This is a genomic window from Persicobacter sp. CCB-QB2 (genome assembly GCF_001274635.1).
GTDB lineage: Bacteria > Bacteroidota > Bacteroidia > Cytophagales > Cyclobacteriaceae > Persicobacter > Persicobacter diffluens.
Genome location: NZ_LBGV01000001.1, coordinates 2,435,174 through 2,452,388 on the forward strand (window position 1 = coordinate 2,435,174; position 17,215 = coordinate 2,452,388).

Annotated in this window: 13 protein-coding genes and 1 pseudogene; 9 read left to right on the forward strand and 5 right to left on the reverse strand. The window is 42.7% G+C overall.

All coding sequences use genetic code 11. The annotated features are described in order from the left end of the window. Positions 1-5 precede the first annotated feature (5 nt). From NG22_RS10810 to NG22_RS10825, 4 genes are all read left to right on the forward strand, one after another. Positions 6-1,265, forward strand: coding sequence for a dihydroorotase family protein (locus NG22_RS10810; RefSeq protein WP_053405738.1), 1,260 nt, complete (start codon positions 6-8; stop codon positions 1,263-1,265). A 67-nt stretch (positions 1,266-1,332) separates the two neighbouring features. Continuing rightward, positions 1,333-1,848, forward strand: a complete 516-nt coding sequence (locus tag NG22_RS10815) for a DUF4199 domain-containing protein (RefSeq protein WP_053405739.1) — start codon at positions 1,333-1,335, stop codon at positions 1,846-1,848. An 18-nt stretch (positions 1,849-1,866) separates the two neighbouring features. Next, positions 1,867-2,421, forward strand: coding sequence for a DUF4199 domain-containing protein (locus tag NG22_RS10820; RefSeq protein ID WP_053405740.1), 555 nt, complete (start codon positions 1,867-1,869; stop codon positions 2,419-2,421). 101 nt (positions 2,422-2,522) lie between these two features. Continuing rightward, the gene (locus tag NG22_RS10825) at positions 2,523-2,813 is read left to right on the forward strand and encodes a Bor family protein (protein WP_053405741.1); all 291 of its coding nucleotides are present in this window, start codon (positions 2,523-2,525) and stop codon (positions 2,811-2,813) included. A 683-nt stretch (positions 2,814-3,496) separates the two neighbouring features. Here NG22_RS10825 and NG22_RS10830 read toward each other — a convergent pair. Beyond that, complete coding sequence (locus NG22_RS10830) at positions 3,497-6,259, reverse strand: family 14 glycosylhydrolase (RefSeq protein WP_053405742.1); 2,763 nt, start codon at positions 6,257-6,259, stop codon at positions 3,497-3,499. Positions 6,260-6,662: 403 nt separating this feature from the next. Here NG22_RS10830 and NG22_RS10835 point away from each other — a divergent pair, with 403 nt between their 5' ends. Next, positions 6,663-7,112 carry a hypothetical protein gene (locus NG22_RS10835; RefSeq protein WP_053405743.1) on the forward strand — a complete coding sequence of 150 codons (450 nt, stop codon included), beginning with the start codon at positions 6,663-6,665 and terminating at the stop codon, positions 7,110-7,112. Between the two features lie 292 nt (positions 7,113-7,404). Here NG22_RS10835 and NG22_RS10840 read toward each other — a convergent pair whose 3' ends face one another. Continuing rightward, the gene (locus NG22_RS10840; protein WP_157601013.1) at positions 7,405-7,965 is read right to left on the reverse strand and encodes a CPBP family intramembrane glutamic endopeptidase; all 561 of its coding nucleotides are present in this window, start codon (positions 7,963-7,965) and stop codon (positions 7,405-7,407) included. A 1,075-nt stretch (positions 7,966-9,040) separates the two neighbouring features. Between NG22_RS10840 and NG22_RS10845 the strand changes: the two genes are divergently transcribed. The 3 genes from NG22_RS10845 to NG22_RS10855 all read left to right on the forward strand — a co-directional run bounded on the left by NG22_RS10845 (position 9,041) and on the right by NG22_RS10855 (position 12,097). Further along, complete coding sequence (locus NG22_RS10845; RefSeq protein WP_216597620.1) at positions 9,041-9,835, forward strand: SDR family oxidoreductase; 795 nt, start codon at positions 9,041-9,043, stop codon at positions 9,833-9,835. A gap of 679 nt (positions 9,836-10,514) precedes the next feature. Then, on the forward strand, positions 10,515-11,447 hold the full coding sequence (locus NG22_RS10850) for a GAF domain-containing protein (protein WP_053405745.1): 933 nt from the start codon (positions 10,515-10,517) through the stop codon (positions 11,445-11,447). Between the two features lie 23 nt (positions 11,448-11,470). Then, entirely contained in the window at positions 11,471-12,097 is a 627-nt protein-coding gene (locus NG22_RS10855) for a hypothetical protein (RefSeq protein WP_053405746.1), read from the forward strand. Between the two features lie 662 nt (positions 12,098-12,759). Here the strand turns inward: NG22_RS10855 and rsgA are convergent. Continuing rightward, a complete protein-coding gene (gene rsgA / locus NG22_RS10860; RefSeq protein ID WP_053405747.1) occupies positions 12,760-13,821 on the reverse strand; it encodes a ribosome small subunit-dependent GTPase A in 1,062 nt (353 codons plus the stop codon). 255 nt (positions 13,822-14,076) lie between these two features. Here rsgA and NG22_RS10865 point away from each other — a divergent pair, with 255 nt between their 5' ends. After that, the gene (locus tag NG22_RS10865; RefSeq protein WP_053405748.1) at positions 14,077-14,676 is read left to right on the forward strand and encodes a hypothetical protein; all 600 of its coding nucleotides are present in this window, start codon (positions 14,077-14,079) and stop codon (positions 14,674-14,676) included. 320 nt (positions 14,677-14,996) lie between these two features. On the opposite strand, the pseudogene hisB reads toward NG22_RS10865, so the two are convergent. Together hisB and hisC are read right to left on the reverse strand one after the other, a co-directional pair. Next, positions 14,997-16,099: pseudogene (gene hisB, locus NG22_RS10870) on the reverse strand (bifunctional histidinol-phosphatase/imidazoleglycerol-phosphate dehydratase HisB). Positions 16,100-16,144: 45 nt separating this feature from the next. Beyond that, positions 16,145-17,212, reverse strand: a complete 1,068-nt coding sequence (gene hisC, locus NG22_RS10875; protein ID WP_053406934.1) for a histidinol-phosphate transaminase — start codon at positions 17,210-17,212, stop codon at positions 16,145-16,147. Between the last annotated feature and the right edge of the window lie 3 nt (positions 17,213-17,215).

Genomic DNA, 17,215 nt, shown 5'->3' on the forward strand with positions numbered 1-17,215 from the left:
TACCAATGAGTATCCTCATTCAAAATGCCCGGATTATGGATGCCGGCTCCTCCTTTCATGGCCAGACGGCTAATGTTTTGGTAGATGATCAGGGAAAAATCGCCCAAATATCTCAGCAATCCCTTCAGGCTGATGAAACCATTGACGCTCAGGGGATGATCCTGACCATTGGTTGGTTTGACCTTCAGGCCAACTATTGTGACCCGGGACTAGAGCATAAAGAGGATTTGTATTCCGGTAGAGCGGTGGCACAAGCTTCCGGATTTACTGAGGTCGCATTGGTACCGGAAACCGAACCGGTTATTCAGACTAAAAATGATATCCGCTATATTCAGTCCGGCAACCGCACTGCATTGGTTCAATTACACGCCCTGGGTGCTTTAACCAAGGGATTGAAAGGAGAAGACTTCACCGAGATCAATGATTTGCATGAAGCGGGAGCTGTAGGTTTCTCTCAGGGGAACAAACCGCTCTACAATAGTGATATTCTTTTAAAGAGTCTGCAATACCTACAAAAGTTTGATGGTATTTTGATGAACCGCCCGGAAGATCGATGGATGTCGATGTTTGGCTTAATGCATGAAGGCGTGGAGAGCACTATTTTAGGCATGAAAGGGATTCCTTCCATGGCCGAAGAGCTGATGGTGATCCGTGATCTGAAATTATTAGAATATGCAGGTGGTAAAATCCACCTTTCCAACATATCCACCAAAGAGGCCGTAGCCAAAATTCGGGAAGCCAAAGCACAGGGCTTAAAGGTAAGCTGCGACATTGCTGCCCACCAGTTGTGTTTCACCGATGAAGATCTGCACACCTTTGATACCAACCTAAAGGTATTCCCTCCTTTCCGTTCCAAGGAACATCAGGAAGCCCTGATCGCAGGACTGAAAGACGGAACCATCGATGCGGTAGTTTCTGCTCACCAACCACAAGATCAGGAATGCAAGCAACTCGAATTTGATTTGGCGGATGCCGGCATCGCAGGACAGCAAACCTTATTGCACAGCCTGCTAAATTCCGGATTAGAAATGGAACTTTGGCTGGAAAAACTGACCATCGCCCCACGTGAATTATTACGAATGGAGGTGCCTAGCATTGCGGAAGGGGTGCAGGCGAACCTCACCCTTTTTGATCCGGAAAATAAATGGACTTTAGATGCCAGCACTAACCAATCAAAATCAGAAAATAACCCCTATTGGGGACAGGAACTGACCGGCCGTGTGAAGGCCACTTTCAATAACGGTCAGTACCATATTGAATATTAACATTTTTATTTCCCAAAATACCGGCTTTACCTGAGCCGGTATTTTTATTTTTATCAACAGACAATCAATGAACCAACCACTTATTCAAACCGGCCTTCGCTATGGAGCAGTCGGGGCCTTGGTATTTGCCACTTCTTATATTGCCCTGGCTTTTGTTTTTCAAAATCCCCCCATGGCGCTACCGGTACCATTGCATGCAATCATGCTTTTTGCTTTCATCTTTGGGGCAGCCTTTGAACTGCGAAGTCAGCAGGGAAAAAAGCTACACTTCTGGCAGGGAGGAGCAGTAGGCTTCATCACTTACTGCCTGATTGCAGTAGGCAGCTCACTAACCCTTTATTTGCTTTTTGAATATAACGATCAGGTCCTCCAAATGGAGAAAGAGGCCCGCTTGATGGTGGCCTCCACCAATATGGAACAGATCAATGATTATGCTGGGGTTGAAGGCTTTGCACAAGAAAAAATCGAGCAGATCAAAAGCTTTGGTGCCCTGAATCTGGCCATCAATAATTACCTTTGGACGAATCTTATTATTGGTTTATTTTTATCTATTTTTGTATCTTTCCTACTCAGAAAGAAATAAATCAATAAATTTTTAACTATGATGACTGTTGAAAATCAAGAAACTGCCCAGGTAAACCCAAAACTGAAGCAGGAGTTAGGGGTTCGGTATGGAATAATGCTTTCCATCTTCGGTATTATCCTTGGCGTAGTGAGCCAAAACATTTCCGGAATGATGCCTAAATTTGGCGTTGGAATTGCGGGCCTGATCATTACCATTGTATTCTTTGTAATGGGGGCAAAGGCCTATAAAAAAGCAAATGGAGGAATGGCTAAGTTTGGAGATGTCTTTGCGATTATGGCCATTATGGCGGTCATCAGCACGGTGATCTCAACCGTTTTCTCTTACATTTATGTCATGTTCATAGATCCGGGTAGTGTAGATCGTCAAATTCAGGATACCATCGGTATGTTGGAAGGATTTGGCACACCTGAGGCTGCCATTGATGAGGCCATCATTGAAATGGAAAAAATGAAAGACCCCGCTGGTTACGCTGTTACCTTATTAAAAGGAGCTGCCGGAGGAATAATCTTCTACTTCATCATTGGAGCTATCGTATCGGCTATTGTTAAAAAGGAAGAGAAACCGGTATAATCCATAAACATACTTTACAAAGCCCTGTTTTTTAAGATAAAACAGGGCTTTTTTTGTTTAAATAAAAAAATGCCCCTTCTCTAACCACCAAATAATTGACCATGAAGTACATGAAGACCTTATTTATCGCCTTTGCCTGCACCCTCTGCTTGTCCTCCTGCTATACCTACACCTCCATTGTGGGACAGGGTGCACAGGGAAATCAGGAAACCACGGAATGGAACCATTACCTCATTTACGGTCTTGCCCCTGTGGGAGTCTCAGATTCCAAAGCCATGTCGGGAGGAGCAGAGCATTACACCATCAAGACCCGGCAAACCTTTGTAAACGGGCTGATCGGCGGGATTACCTTTGGGATCTACACCCCAACGACCACTACTGTTACCAAATAATTTCATTGGGGGAGGATTCCCCCAACAAAGCTTTTCTGCTTTCTCCTCCATTGCCCTTCGCCCCCCAATTTGCCCTCCTTCTGTTGAACCAACACGCATCGCCAGACCAAAAGAGTAATAAGCACGTAATAACTGAATTTCAAATAGCCTAAATTTGGTTAGACTTGCTTTCTCCTCATTCATTTTCTCCTTGGGATAAACTCGAAATAATGGACTATTCATTCACTATCTCAATTCGCAGTTAAAGGAGGATTTAAGTCGAATTATACACCGTAGATTCAGGTAATTGCCTTAAGCAACTCCATTTTCAGCTCGTTAAAATTGGTTTAGCCAATTTCGTTAGACTTGCTTTCTCCTCAATCATCTGCTTCCTTGGAAAAAATTGAATTAGGAAACGAATCCTTCCTTTTTCCTGCATTGCCGCTAAAGGAGGCTTTTAGCCTTCACAATCCGGCTTAAAGCCTGCCTCATTCGGGCTACCTCCCGCCTACCACAGGCCCATGCAAGGACGTCAATTCGGCAGAGGGATAGAGGGATTGCGAAGCTCTTTTTTGCAGCCTAAAGGCGTAGCGGCTCGCAAAAAAAGCGACTCCCGAAAGCCCGACCGACGTCAGGAGGGCTGCCCCTAAAAAAAAGCTCCGATAAGCCTATGTTACCGGAGCGCTTACATTTTATTCCTTTTTTTATCCCAGCTTACGGATCAGCTCTTTAAATCTACTGAAGCCGTATTCGGTATCCAGCAGGTTCTTAATCCGAAGAATGGTCAGTCCATCATAGCCATTGGTTCGGGTCAGGGCGCGTTCCATTTGCGACCAGCCTTCCCCGGTGGAGAGTTCATAGGTGGTGGCATTCTCGCCGGCCAGATTAATTTTCAATTCTCCGGCAGCATCGGCCACCCAGGTTACCAGGTCTTCTGCTCGGGAGAAGCCTTCATGGTCTTTATTGAATTTCTCCAGACAGGTGAAGTGAACCACCAGACGATCCCGATCTTCCTTATCAATTAAGATGTTAAGCATCTCCAGGTACTCCCGCTGATTGCTACTGTTCATATGGGGATGTGCATTCACCAGGCCGGCGGTCACCTCAGAGACGCGAGGCATTTGTGGGTTGGAAATATTCCAGTGCACTCCGGCAATTTTGAAACCAAGTGGAGTTAAACCAAAGTGTTCCCCGGAAAAGACGTCCAGGGCCATCTTTAAAATTCTCCGACCGTGCAACAATAAAGAACTGTGGTACCAATTGATCAAATCACGACCGGCAACGGTCTTGAAGTACTGTTGTTCCTCAAAAAAAGCATCCGGATCTTTAGGCATTACAACCTCTTCAAAGCCCAGCAGCTTGGTATCCCAATGGGTATTCAGCTCCTGAATATTGCTATATTGTTTCTCCAGATAGCGGCGATAATCCTCCACCGCCAGACGACTGTAACACTGCAGGGTTCCGCGGTTAGGATAATCTCCCCAGTCATGGGAATTATAAGAAGGATAACGCAGCTCTCCTGCAGGCCCGCAGCTGATGTTGATCTCCGCGGTCATGTCTTCATAAGCCTTAAAGCGCTCGCGGAAAGCTGCCATGAAGTTCTGGTAATAGGGCATAACATATTCATCCGCCCACAGGGACACATACTCCACCGAAACAGCGCCGGACTCACTGACATACTGAATATCCGAAAGAGACAATTCCGGGTTCTTTTGCAACAACTCTCCCCACAACCAGACCGGCGTCCACTGGGTAAAGTCATCATTCACATTACCTCCTGCCTGATGGAAGGAGAGAATCGGCACCCAGTCCAGCCCATTAAGGCGAATAAGTTGCACCACTTTGTCATAATAACTCCAATCAAAATGGTGCGCTCCCTGCTGCTGTACCAATCCCCACCAAACGTCGATGGAAACAGCTTCCACTCCAGCATCCTTCATCAGACGAAGTTGTCGATCAAACTCCTGCCAGTTATCACGCTGGATCATGCGGCGATCATTGGCTGCAGATAAATGCAAGGGCCCCATCACCCGGAAAGACTTCCGCTTCACAGGAGAAAAAGCCTTTTGGCTTCTGGCCTGCTCCAGCATGCGATGCAGGCGACTGTTGGCCAGTTCGTTTTCAAAAATGCTGCGCAGGGAGATTACATTCAGCCCGTCATATTCGGCAGTACCAAACATGGCCTTCTCTAGCTGATTCCAGCCTACATTATCAAACAGCCCACCTTTGGTGCCGTTCTCGGCCACCACGCGCATTCCCAGACGATGAGTAGCCTCTGCCACCCAACGGCTAAGATCTTCCGCACGGGAGAATCCTTTATAATCTTTATTTTCTTTTTCTACGCATGTAATGTGCACCACCGTTTGATTCCTGAAACGCTCGGGCACTATACCTTCCAGTGTTCGGTAATATTCACGCTGATCACCAATATCCAGTGCTGCATGAGAAGCGATAATACCCGCGGTTACCTCGGCTACCCTTGGCATGCTGAGGTCACTAATCTTCCAATGCACTGCAGGCAGACGGAAACCGACCTTGGCTTTATTGAAGGGTTCATGACGGAAGACATCGAAAGTCATCTCCAGCATTTTTCTACCATGATTAATCAGCTCTCCATTATACCAGCTGCTAAAATCACGACCAAACTGGGTTTCAATATATTGCTTGCCCTCAAAAATATCATGCTCCGGGCAGGGCAACTTCACCGCAGCCCAATTCTCCCATTCTGTACCGTAGGCTTGATTTACGGCTTCCAAAGTGCCATAATTCTCCAATAACCAGGACTGCCAGCTTCGATAGGCCGGTTGAGAATAACATTGAAGAGTGCCGCGATTAGGGTAAGCACCCCAGTCGTGGAAGTTGAAGCTGGGGTAGCGCAGCTCCCCATTAGGTCCCATTCCGACCATGATTTTGGGAATATTGATCCCCAGTGGCCGAAAAGTTTCCCGGAAGCTTTTCATCACATTACGGTATAGGGGCAGGGCATAGTCATCCACCCAAAGCGACAACATTTCAAAGGAAGAATCTCCGGTTTCGGACACATACTTCAAATCACTAAGACGCTGCAAGCCCGGCTCACGGGTAAGCAAATACCCCCACACCCATTCCGGTATGGGCTGCATGTAGGCAAAGTTCTCCACATCTTCCGGATTGGCAGCCTGAAAGTGAAAGCTGAACTCCGGCACAAAGCCTATCCGGTTATCCTTCAGGATTTCGGCAATCTTCAGATAATAGGACCAGTTAAAGGCGATATCAGAATCGGGATCTCTTAAATCCACATTGGCTTCCGGCTCTACGGTGGCCCAGGAAATGGGCACAACGACCGCGTCTACTCCCATTTCTGCTAAAGATCTCGTCCATTGTTCGAAAAGACGCCAATCCTCCTGATTGAGAATAGCACTTTCCGCATATAATCTCACACTCAGTGGTGCGGTTACTTCAAAAGTTTTTCTTTTTGGGGTACTCATGGCTATAATTATTTTAGTACCTGGAATTGATTCCTCCCCTTCTATTACACAAAGCTTTCCTTCTTTCGATCATATCCACTATGAACCAATTTCGTTGGGAATTTAACGGAACAATAAGAGAAAAAGGAGCTAATACATCAAAATTTATAGCAATTATTTGCCCCCCTAAGCACATCTTTAACAAGCATTTAAACAACACTTAAAAGGCTCATAATTCTTCCCGCTTTATTTGAGGCGATTTTTGAAATTCAACAATTTCACAACAAGGGTTTTTCTCCTTTTTTGCACTATTATCCATACAGCTTCTGGCTTTCAGGAGAAGACAATTATTTAATAAAATAAGGCGCACAAAAATTTCGCATTTTATGTCTAACTTACCGGTCCAAAACTCATTGAACGAAATATGACACTTAAAGACCGCCCAAGCCTTAAAACTGATCGCAGTTATCAGAAGGCTATTTTCAAACTGGCGATCCTTATTGAACAGCTTCTGAGAAGAACACCGAGTGATCTGATTATTCAGGAGATGAACAGGCATGTTGAACTACTGAATCAATTGGATGATCAGGATAAAGGACTCTGCCGTAAGATTAACAAAAGCTACCGCCAATTGACCCGCCTGGCTAAGAAAGAAATGAAACTCTACACCGAGGACTATCACCAAAACCTGTACTCCGGCACCTGTTGCGGATTGATTGGTTTACCCTTGGGCTTTGTCGGATTGCTGTTAAGCGGTAAGCTTGCCTTTTTGTTGATCGCCCTTCCTGTAGGGATAGCGGTGGGATTTATTCGTGGACATTATGTAGACCGAAAGGTGCGTAGAGAGGGGCGATTAATTATGACAACAGCATAAGCCTTTGCACTGACTTTAAAGTACCGTTTTCTTTAAACCCACAGGCTTACCATCCTATTACAGATTCCTTTTTGCATTTTAACACCAAATTAAGTAGCTCACCTTAAGCCCCTTTTTTTCAATCAAATACAACAGTGAATACCTATTTGTAATAGCGCAAATTTGAGTAAGCTTACTTTCTCTTGATACATTTGCTTCATTTGATTGAAATTGAATTAGAATCTTATTCCCGCATATTCTGGCCCCGTAGCTTTAACAGGATTAATAATCGTATAATTCGACTAAGCAATTCCTACAAACCTATTAAAATAGTGGGCAAATTCCAGGCAGCATGTGCCAATACCAAAGATATCAAATTGCGTTCTTTCAGATAAAGCCAGGTCAGCAAACCTCCTAGAAAAACCATGGAGACCGCATAACCAAAAGAATGAGGTAAATGATAGGCACTAAAAATCACCCCCATGATCAGAATGATGTAATAATGCTTCATGCCTGTCTTTTCAAGCAATGGAACAGAAAGTGCACGCACCATTTCTTCCACCAGGGGACCTAAGAACAACAGGGTTAATGGATAGAAAATTGAGGTATAATCATTCACCGGAAAACAAAAATACTGAATTATGCCATTAAGCATGAAAAGAGCAAGCCCTGCAAAAAGAGTCCGTTTTCCCACTTGCCCCTGAGTGAAAAGCCTGAGGCTTCCATTAACCCATGAAAAAAGTCCCAGCAAGAGGGCTGAAACTCCAAAGGCTATACATAACTTCAAATCAAATGATGCTCCGGCTACTCCCTCACCCAAGGTGATGGCCAGTACCAACTGGCTCAAAAGGTGGAGCAGTATTACCACAAGCACTATCAGCAAGGGATTCCGCCGATAATAGCATATGGATTTCAATTTAATAGAAATGACCAAATAAGGTAAAGGCAGGAAAAGCCGAAAATCAGACTTACAATAAGGCTTCTAAAAAAATCATCATTAAAACTCATGCAAAAGAAAAGATGGTGACTGCATGAAGGTAACAAAATAAACTTTGGATACAAAGACCAGCTTCCACTCCTTATTCTTTAACATCCTCTAAAAACACCACAGAGGAAGTACCGATTTCATAAAAAGTCCCTTGATGGACATCTCCAAAATCCACGATTTCTTTCCTGAAAATGATAAAGTGTTATACTTATTCCTACTAACCGGGCGGCGGCAACCAATCATTTTTATTTGACTGGTTTAGGAATTAGGACTTCTTCCCGTTGTCGTTTTATTACATCTCATACCTGAGCCTTTTTCAAAAAATTCAAGACGGGGATTAAGCCAAATTATGGCTGCAGACGTCCTGGTTTAGCTGCAAGGCTAAAAAAAGGAAAAGCCATTTTTAGAGTTTTATCAGGAAACCAAATGAATATAGAGAAAGCAAGCTTCCAAAATATGAGCTATTAAAAAATCAGCCGGAATCAAATCATAATAAACCCTTTATAATGACTCACTAAATCTGGCGGTGAATAATTCGGGATAATTCTGGCTTATCGGTTATGGAAGCCCGAACCTGCTAAATTTCTATGTTTAAGTCAGAATGATAATATCCTCAGACCAAATCGAATATTTCAAAGGCAAAATTCATTAGCAAAAATTAAATAAAATAATAGGGCATATTTTTTTTTGAGGTATCCACATCACCATTTACAATAAAAAAAATTCAATATCAATTCTAAAAAATAAATATTCACCTTAAGCCAACCACCCCTAACACATTCTTTCAGAGGCCTTAATGAATTGTTTCAATAAATATTCATTTTAAATCGATCGATTAATAACTACCTATTGCATAAAATTTCCAAAATCAGCCAAAAGTCAAAAAAAACAGCCTTTTCCTAAAAAAACATACCTCTCCAATAATATAATTTTTTATCGGGTACTTTAGAATTATCTTGTTATGACTAAATTTTACCGCTATATGAAAACCACTGCATTAATTACGGGAGCCTCCACAGGTATCGGAAAAGCTATTGCCTACCATCACGCCCCCCTGGGGGATTTGGTTTTGGTCGCCAGAAGTATGGATAAATTATCCGCTATTAAAAAAGACCTTGAACACAAATTTGCCACAAAAGTCATCGTCATCTCAAAAGATTTAACCAAATCAAACGCCCCGGAAGAGGTCCATGAAGAAATTCATCGATTAGGGATTAAAATTGACTACCTCATTAATAATGCCGGATTAGGTGGTCAGGGCCTATTTCACCAGAGAAAACAAAGTGCTGATCAACAAATCATAGATTTAAATGTGGTTGCTCTGGTAAAACTTTGTAAACTTTTTATACCAGATTTTATAAACCAAAAGCAGGGGAAAATACTAAATGTTTCCTCTATTGCCAGCTTAAGCCCCGGGCCTTTGCAATCCATTTATTTCGCCTCCAAAGCCTTTATTACCTCTTTCAGTCAATCTATTGCAAATGAATTAAAAGACAGCGGTGTGACCGTTACCGTTGTACTTCCCGGACCTACCCATACGGAATTCTCTAATGCCGCGGGAATGAAAAGTGCTAAGCTTTTTGATAATGCTGTTTCTGCAGAATTAGTAGCCAAATCAAGTTATGAAGCCATGATGAAAGGAAAGGTCAAGGCGCTTAGCGGAGTAAGTCGACTTCATAAAATGATTATTGCCTTAATGCCCTTCCTACCAAATAAAGTCATAGGGGCCTATGTAATGCATCTTAATAAAATATAGTATCCCAAAACAACATTTAACACCTTTGTTATTACCTATATAGCATAGAGTTTTTGCGTAATATGTATTAATAACTAAAATAAATTTAAAATTAAAATAATTTTAGTTTGAAGCAAAACTACATTTTACGCAACACTCTGTTAAAATAATCTCTATTAGAAAATTAATATTTTGATTAAACTCAACCTTTAACCTCCTCTTAATCTAACCGTTGTTGAAATCTAATAATGATAACCTGAGAATCATTACATTTTTTCATATTATTACATCATCCTCCTATTTCAACAACTTAATTATGACTAAATTATTAAATATTGGAATAAATAATAACACTAGTAAACTAGATTCATTCCGCATTCAGGTATCCAATGGACTAGCTATTGCGCTGTTATGTATTTGCATCCCCTATGCATTAGTAAGTGCCATTTTTCTTAACAGCACAACAACCCTTTTACTCCTTAGTTTATCTACAATTTATATATTCACGATACTCCTTAATCACTTTGGCAAATATCTACTAGCTAAAATTTTAATTTCCATTTTCCCCATATTAGGCCTAGGCTTTATTCACCTCAACCTAGTCGATCCAGCGGCCGGACAATATTATAATTTCACACTGATTCAATTAAGTTATTTCATTGTTCCATGGCTACTTTTTGATCATAACAAAAAGAAGTGGATGTATTGGACAACCCTTTTTAATCTGCTTTCTTTTTGCGCATTCCTTTCCCTGGATGGCTGGAAAGCCCCTGACTTAACCATCCCTCCCATTATCCTGAACTTTGTCATCCCTTCCCTTATTGTAATTGCGCTTATTCAAATCATTCTTTTTAGCATGGCCTTCGCTCGTGGGTATAGCCTTCTGGAAACGGAAAGCATCGAACTCTTAGATGATCTCCGCAAGAACGAATGCCATCTGGAAAAAAGAGCAGAAGAACTGGAACTAGCCATGAGGAAAGCCGAAAAGGCTCAAAAGCTTAATCAGGAGCACCAGTGGGTAATAGAGGGCACCAGTAAGATAGAAAAGCTGCTGCGTTCAGACCTGGACGTAGAAAACCTTATAGATCAACTCATCCAAAATTTAGTCAAATATCTAAATGCGAATCAAGCCGCTTTATTTTTCACTACGCAATCAGATGAGGGAGAAACCCTATTAGAAATGAAAGGCTGTTATGCCTACGACCGAAAGAAATACCTTCATAAAAAAATAAACATTGGAGAAGGGCTCACCGGCCAATGCTATCTGGAAGCGGAGGAAATTTTCTTGACCGATATCCCAACGGATTACCCCAATATCACCTCTGGTCTAGGGGATGCGCCACCTCGTTGTTTGAGTATTATCCCCTTAAAATACAGCGATACAGTAGAAGGCATTTTAGAGATTGCCTCCTTCCAACCTTTCGGTGAAAAGGAAAGAAATTTCCTTAAACAAATTTCAAACATTATAGCCAATCATTATAAAAACCTCATGAACAATGAGCAAATGAAAGCATTGGCACAAGAGGCCCAAAAACAAGCAGAACTCCTGCGCCAACAAGAAGAAGAACTCCGACAAAATCTGGAAGAAATAGAAAGCATTAGAGAATTTCAAGAAGCTTCCAGCCATAATTAACCTCCAAATTTCAAGGAAATTTTATGACTAGCACTCTCGCAACTAACATCACTCCCCCTTTGGACCTCGTTCAGGTAAAATGGCCTTATAACAAATTTGAAAAAGTTGAGATTGTTAACAGCAATACTTTAGCGGCCTGGGTTGAAAATGAATATTTGGGGCCTCACGAACTAGCTCCGATGGGCTTAGGAGAAGCCGGCCGCCATAGTGCCATTCTAGGGGGCATGACATTGGCACACACCTTAAAAAAAAATAGTCAGGATTATTATTTGGCGATCAATGCCGAGGTAAGAAGATTACGTGGGGAAGTTCCGGCAACTGATTCGAGTAAATTTCGAATTGTCTCCACCTGTACTTTTTCAAAAGGAAAAAATGGAAAAGTATTCAACCGTATTTTTCTGGAAGATGGTGGCTTATTATACGAATCAGAAATCGAAATTACGATAATTCCGGAAACCATTTTTGGTCGATTATTTAAAGCTCATTTTTATGAAGAAAAATTAATATTACCCTATAGTCCTTACCAGCAAAGAAGACCTCTGGAGGCTATAAATATTGATCAAAACACCATTCAGGCTTCTTTTGGCGCAATAATCCCGAAGATTGCCTGGGACATTTTGATCACTTTCCGGCACTACCTGTTGCCTTAATCGGAGAACATTTCACCAATCTGGGACACCAACTTTATTTAAGCTTATACCCTGCTAAGAATGGAAATAAAGTACGTGCTCAAAAGGCCAGCATTTCGGCTAAAAGACTTTGTTTTCATGGCACTTCCATACGATATGCACTCGCAGTAGCGGAAGAACAAACGCAGGGTTCCTTTACCATCAAGGGCAAAGCATTAGTCGGTGAAGAAGAAGTAGCCACCTACCAAATTACATTTTAGTGATCTGAATTTGGTATTGAATAAAAAAATTTCGCGAGCATTTAAAGCACCACCATCCGACTAAAAATTCGAATTCTGGATTTTATTCATGCTCTCCGACCTCCAAGAGGCGAAAAAAAAGGGAAGGCTTAGTCGGTCTTCCTTTCCTATAAGTTCTTTTGAAGCTTACCGGAAAAATATCCGGTAAGCTGTTTTCTTTTTAACTCCATAGACCGAATCACTCACCCACAGATTCAGAAGACCTCCCAAAAACCTATTGTCAGTTCTTTTTAAGTGGTTTTGCTGATTTTATTCCCACCTAAATTGGAGTGAGTTTGCCTTCTCCTCATCCACCTGCTTTGTTGGAAAAACTCGAAATAGCGCTTCATTCCTTCATTTTCCCTCCATTACAGGTGAAGGAGGATTTAGCATGCAATTTTCGGTTTAAGAACGGCCTTTCCGCTTCCGGCTTTCGCCTTGTATGGCCCGGTACATTTTCCCCAAAGCCTTATCTTTCTTGCGGCGGTTCACCTTGTCCATCGCAAAATGCTCCTGTTCCCGCTGTAACTTTTGGTAACTTTCCCACCGGCGCCATTCCAGCCGACCGTCTTCCAACGCTTCCTGAACCGCGCATCCTGGCTCATGTTGATGACTACATCCCCGGAATTTACAGGAATCGGCCAGTTCCGCAATCTCCTCAAAGGTCATCTCCAAAGCTTCACCGCTCTGACTCAAACCAAACTCTCTCGTACCGGGTGTGTCAATCAAAAAAGCACCATTGACCAGCTGCACCAATTCACGATGGCTGGTGGTATGTCGCCCCTTTTGATTCGAATGGCTGATAGCAGAAGTTTCCATAATCTCCTGCCCTAATAACCGATTCACCAAACTGGATTTCCCAACACCGGAAGACCCCACCACTACGGCCGTCTGCCCGGCAGGCCATAAATCGAGGATGGGATTTAGATCTTCCTGAAATAAGGAATATTGCAAAACCCTGGCCTCTCCGGCAATCTGCTGCACTTCCTGTAGCTTTTGAGCTAACTCTTCCGGGGTACAGAGATCCGATTTGGTTAATAATATTGCCGGCTGTATTTCACAAGCCCTAATTTGCACCAAATAGCGCTCCAGCCGGTTCAGATTATAATTCTGGTCCATGGATTGTACGATAATCGCCAGATCCACATGAGCGGCCAAAACCTGCTCACTACCAAAGCCACCCACTTTTGCCCGACTCAATACAGCCCGTCGCTCATATCGCTCCATGATGTAGGCATGCGTATCATCCAAGGGCTGAATCGCCACCCAATCCCCGACTTGCGGAAGCTCGGAGGGATCATCTGCCAGGAACATCAGTTTACCCGCCAAATCTGCCTGAAACAATCCTGCAGATGAGGCCACCTCATATTTTTGGCGATGCGCACGGATAATGCGTGCCGGAATAAAATGTGGAAATATATTTTGATAAGCTTGGGGAAAGCCCCATTCTTTTAAGGTTTTAATCATTACTGTAATTATATTAGAAGCGTAATGCTACGCACTCTTAAAATATTGATAAAATGGATTAGATATAACTTGCCCTGGGAAAAGGTATTTTCCAAAAAAACGACGCGGGGAGCGTCTTACAGGGCAATATCTACCAGTAACGATTGTGGCATAGGATGCAAATATAGTAAAATTTCTTTTTGAGAAAAAACGCGGCAATCCTGACAAAATGATTTTTAGTAACTATCCGAAAGGACTAACATTTACCTCTTTATAATGAAAACCACCTTCACCTTACTTTTTTGTATGGCGATCTTGAATGTATTTGCTCAAGATCAGCTGGAATGGAAGCCCAATCAAAAATTACAATTAACTGATTTTAAATCTCCTCAAAGCAAAGTAGATCCTTCGATGAATAACCTGTTGTATTTGACTGGTGCACAAATGGAGTTCTCCTACCAAATGACCGTTGCGGAATTTACCTTTACAAAAAATTTCAACAACAGGGTAAAAACAGTCTTCAGGAAAAGCTCCTCTACCATTATTGCGAATGATAGCACCAATGCACAACATATGGTAGCTTTAGGTAATTATGAATTTGATCTGGTGGAGTTGTATAGCAGAAAACTGCGTAAAGCCTTGTATGAAAATAAAAATGCCTTCTCTGATGCCCGCTTTTTCCAGCCTATTCATGAAAAAATAAATGATGCCCTGAATCAAAAAAGAAATGAGGTAAGCACGGTTTCTGATCTGGGAAGAAAGGCTGATTATCTGCAGAAGGAACATGAGCTGGTTTTGAAAGAAATTGAAGAATTAGCAGACTTCGCCATTGATGCTAAACCCAAGAAAAAGAAGAAAAATAAAGCCCGAAAGTAAGCATTTCCTTTTACGGGTAATTAAAACTTGATTTCGGCCTTCCCCCGGAGAATTCATGCTTAAATGCTCTTTTGAGCTGCAGGGCGGCTAAAAGGAAAGTATAGTTTCCTATTTCGAGTTTTTTCCAACGCTACAGATGAAGGAGGAGAAAACAAGTTTCCGCAAATTGGGACTATAAAAACTACCCCCATAAGAGCCTGACGACAAACATCATAACTCAAATCAAAAAAATATAACAGTAAATAATTCGGATTCATTATAAAAAAAGACCGGCATCTCTACCGGTCTTTTTTTCTATCCTATTCCTTAAAAATGCGTCACTAAAGCGCACCCTTGGTGGATGGCAATTGATTTAAAGTCTGCGGATCGCGGGCCACGGCCATTTTAATTGCCTTCGCAAAACCTTTAAAGATAGCCTCTATCTTATGATGCTCATTATCTCCCTCTGCTTTAATGTTCAGATTCGTCAAGGAAGTATCTGAGAAAGACTTGAAGAAATGGAACACCATTTCTGTTGGCAAATCGCCTACTTTCTCCCTTTTGAATTCCGCCTCCCAGATCATCCACGGGCGCCCACCAAAATCAATGGCCACCTGCGCCAGGCAGTCATCCATAGGCAATAGAAATCCATAGCGATAAATTCCCATCTTATCTCCCAAAGCCTGACGGAAACATTCCCCAGGGCCAGCCCCGTATCTTCAATGGTGTGGTGTTCATCAATATGCAAATCACCCTTCACCTTTACGGTAAGGTCGCAATTACCATGACGCTTCACCTGATCCAGCATATGATCAAAGAACGGCAGACCGGTATCAATACTCCCCTGTCCACTGCCATCCAGATTCAGCTCTATGAAGATATCCGTCTCATTGGTCTTACGATGAACGCTGGCCTTCCGGTCCGGCAGGCGAAGAAAGCGGTAAATCTCATCCCAGTTGGTGGTAGTCAGCACCGCTCTTTCATCTTTGAATTCGTCCAGCAATAAGATCCCTTTCGCCCCTAAATTTTCCGCCAGCTGAATGTCTGACACCCGGTCTCCCAGCACAAAACTGTTCTCCAGATCATATTCCTCAGAAAAATACTTTTTCAGCAATCCGGTTCCCGGTTTGCGGGTATCAGCTCCCTCATGCTCAAAAGTGCGGTCAATGCAAACCTCGGCAAAGTGAATGTTCTCCGCCTCCAGCATCTCCATCATCTTATTATGGGCGGGCCAAAAGGTATCCTCAGGGAAAGAAAGCGTCCCCAGTCCATCCTGATTAGTCACCATTACCAGCTCATAATCCAGCTCCTCTGCTATCTTTCTGAGGTTTGACAATGCCTTGGGCAAAAAAGCCAGTTTTTCCAGAGAATCAACCTGTTCGTCTTCAATAGGCTCCACGATAATGGTGCCATCTCGGTCTATAAATAATACTTTCTTTTTCATAACGTTTACCTGCATCGGGAAGTGTCTCAGCTCCCCCATGTGCTTTTATACCTCGGCGATTTCTCCATTTTGATAGGCCTCCAGGGCTTCTACCAATAGTTTATTTTCTTCCGGTGTTCCTACGGTAATTCTCAGACAACCTTCACATAATCTGACCTTGGAACGGTCTCTGATCACAATGCTCTTTTGTAATAAAAACTGATAAAGCTCTTTGGGTGATTTCGTCCGAACCATCAGGAAGTTAGCATCCGAGGGATACACCTTTTCCACCAGTGGCATAGATTGAAAAACCGTCTCCAATTTTTGACGTTCCGCCAGGATTTCTTTCACGTACTGATCTTTTTCCGAGTAGCGAATCAATGCCTCCAAGGCCAACTCCTGTGTTGGCTCTGAAATATTGTAAGGTGGCTTTACCTTATTCAAAATATCCACCACTGCCTCTGCTGCATAGCCAACCCCCAGACGAATTCCTGCCAGACCGAAAGCTTTGCTAAAGGTTTGCAAGACCACCAAATTAGGGTATTGTTTCAGGTAGGGCAACATACTTGCCCCGGGCGCGAAATCAATATAGGCCTCATCCACCACGACTAATCCCTGGAAGTTCTCCAAAAGATTAATGATGGCTTCCTTTTGCAATAAATTCCCTGTAGGGTTGTTGGGAGAGCAAACAAAAATCAACTTGGTTCTTTCGTCCACCTGATCCTTCACCTCCGGAATATCAATAAAGAAATCCCGCGTCAAAGGCGTACGGCGAGCGGTGATATTGTTGATATCCGCACACACCTTATACATCCCATAAGTAGGCGGCATGATGATCACATTATCTTCTGCCGGTACGCAAAAAGTGCGGAAAAGAAGATCAATCACTTCATCGCTTCCATTCCCTAATAGGATATTGGAAGGATTTACCTCCTTTATCTGTGCCAGCTTGTTTTTGACCTTCGCCTGAAGCGGATCGGGATATCGATTATAGGAAGCTCCTCCCACAGAACCGTATGGATTCTCATTGGCATCCAAAAAAATCTTGGCATGACCACTGTACTCATCCCGGGCGGAAGAGTAAGGCGTCAGGTATTTTAAGTGCGGACGAACTAATTTCGATAAATTAAACATGGG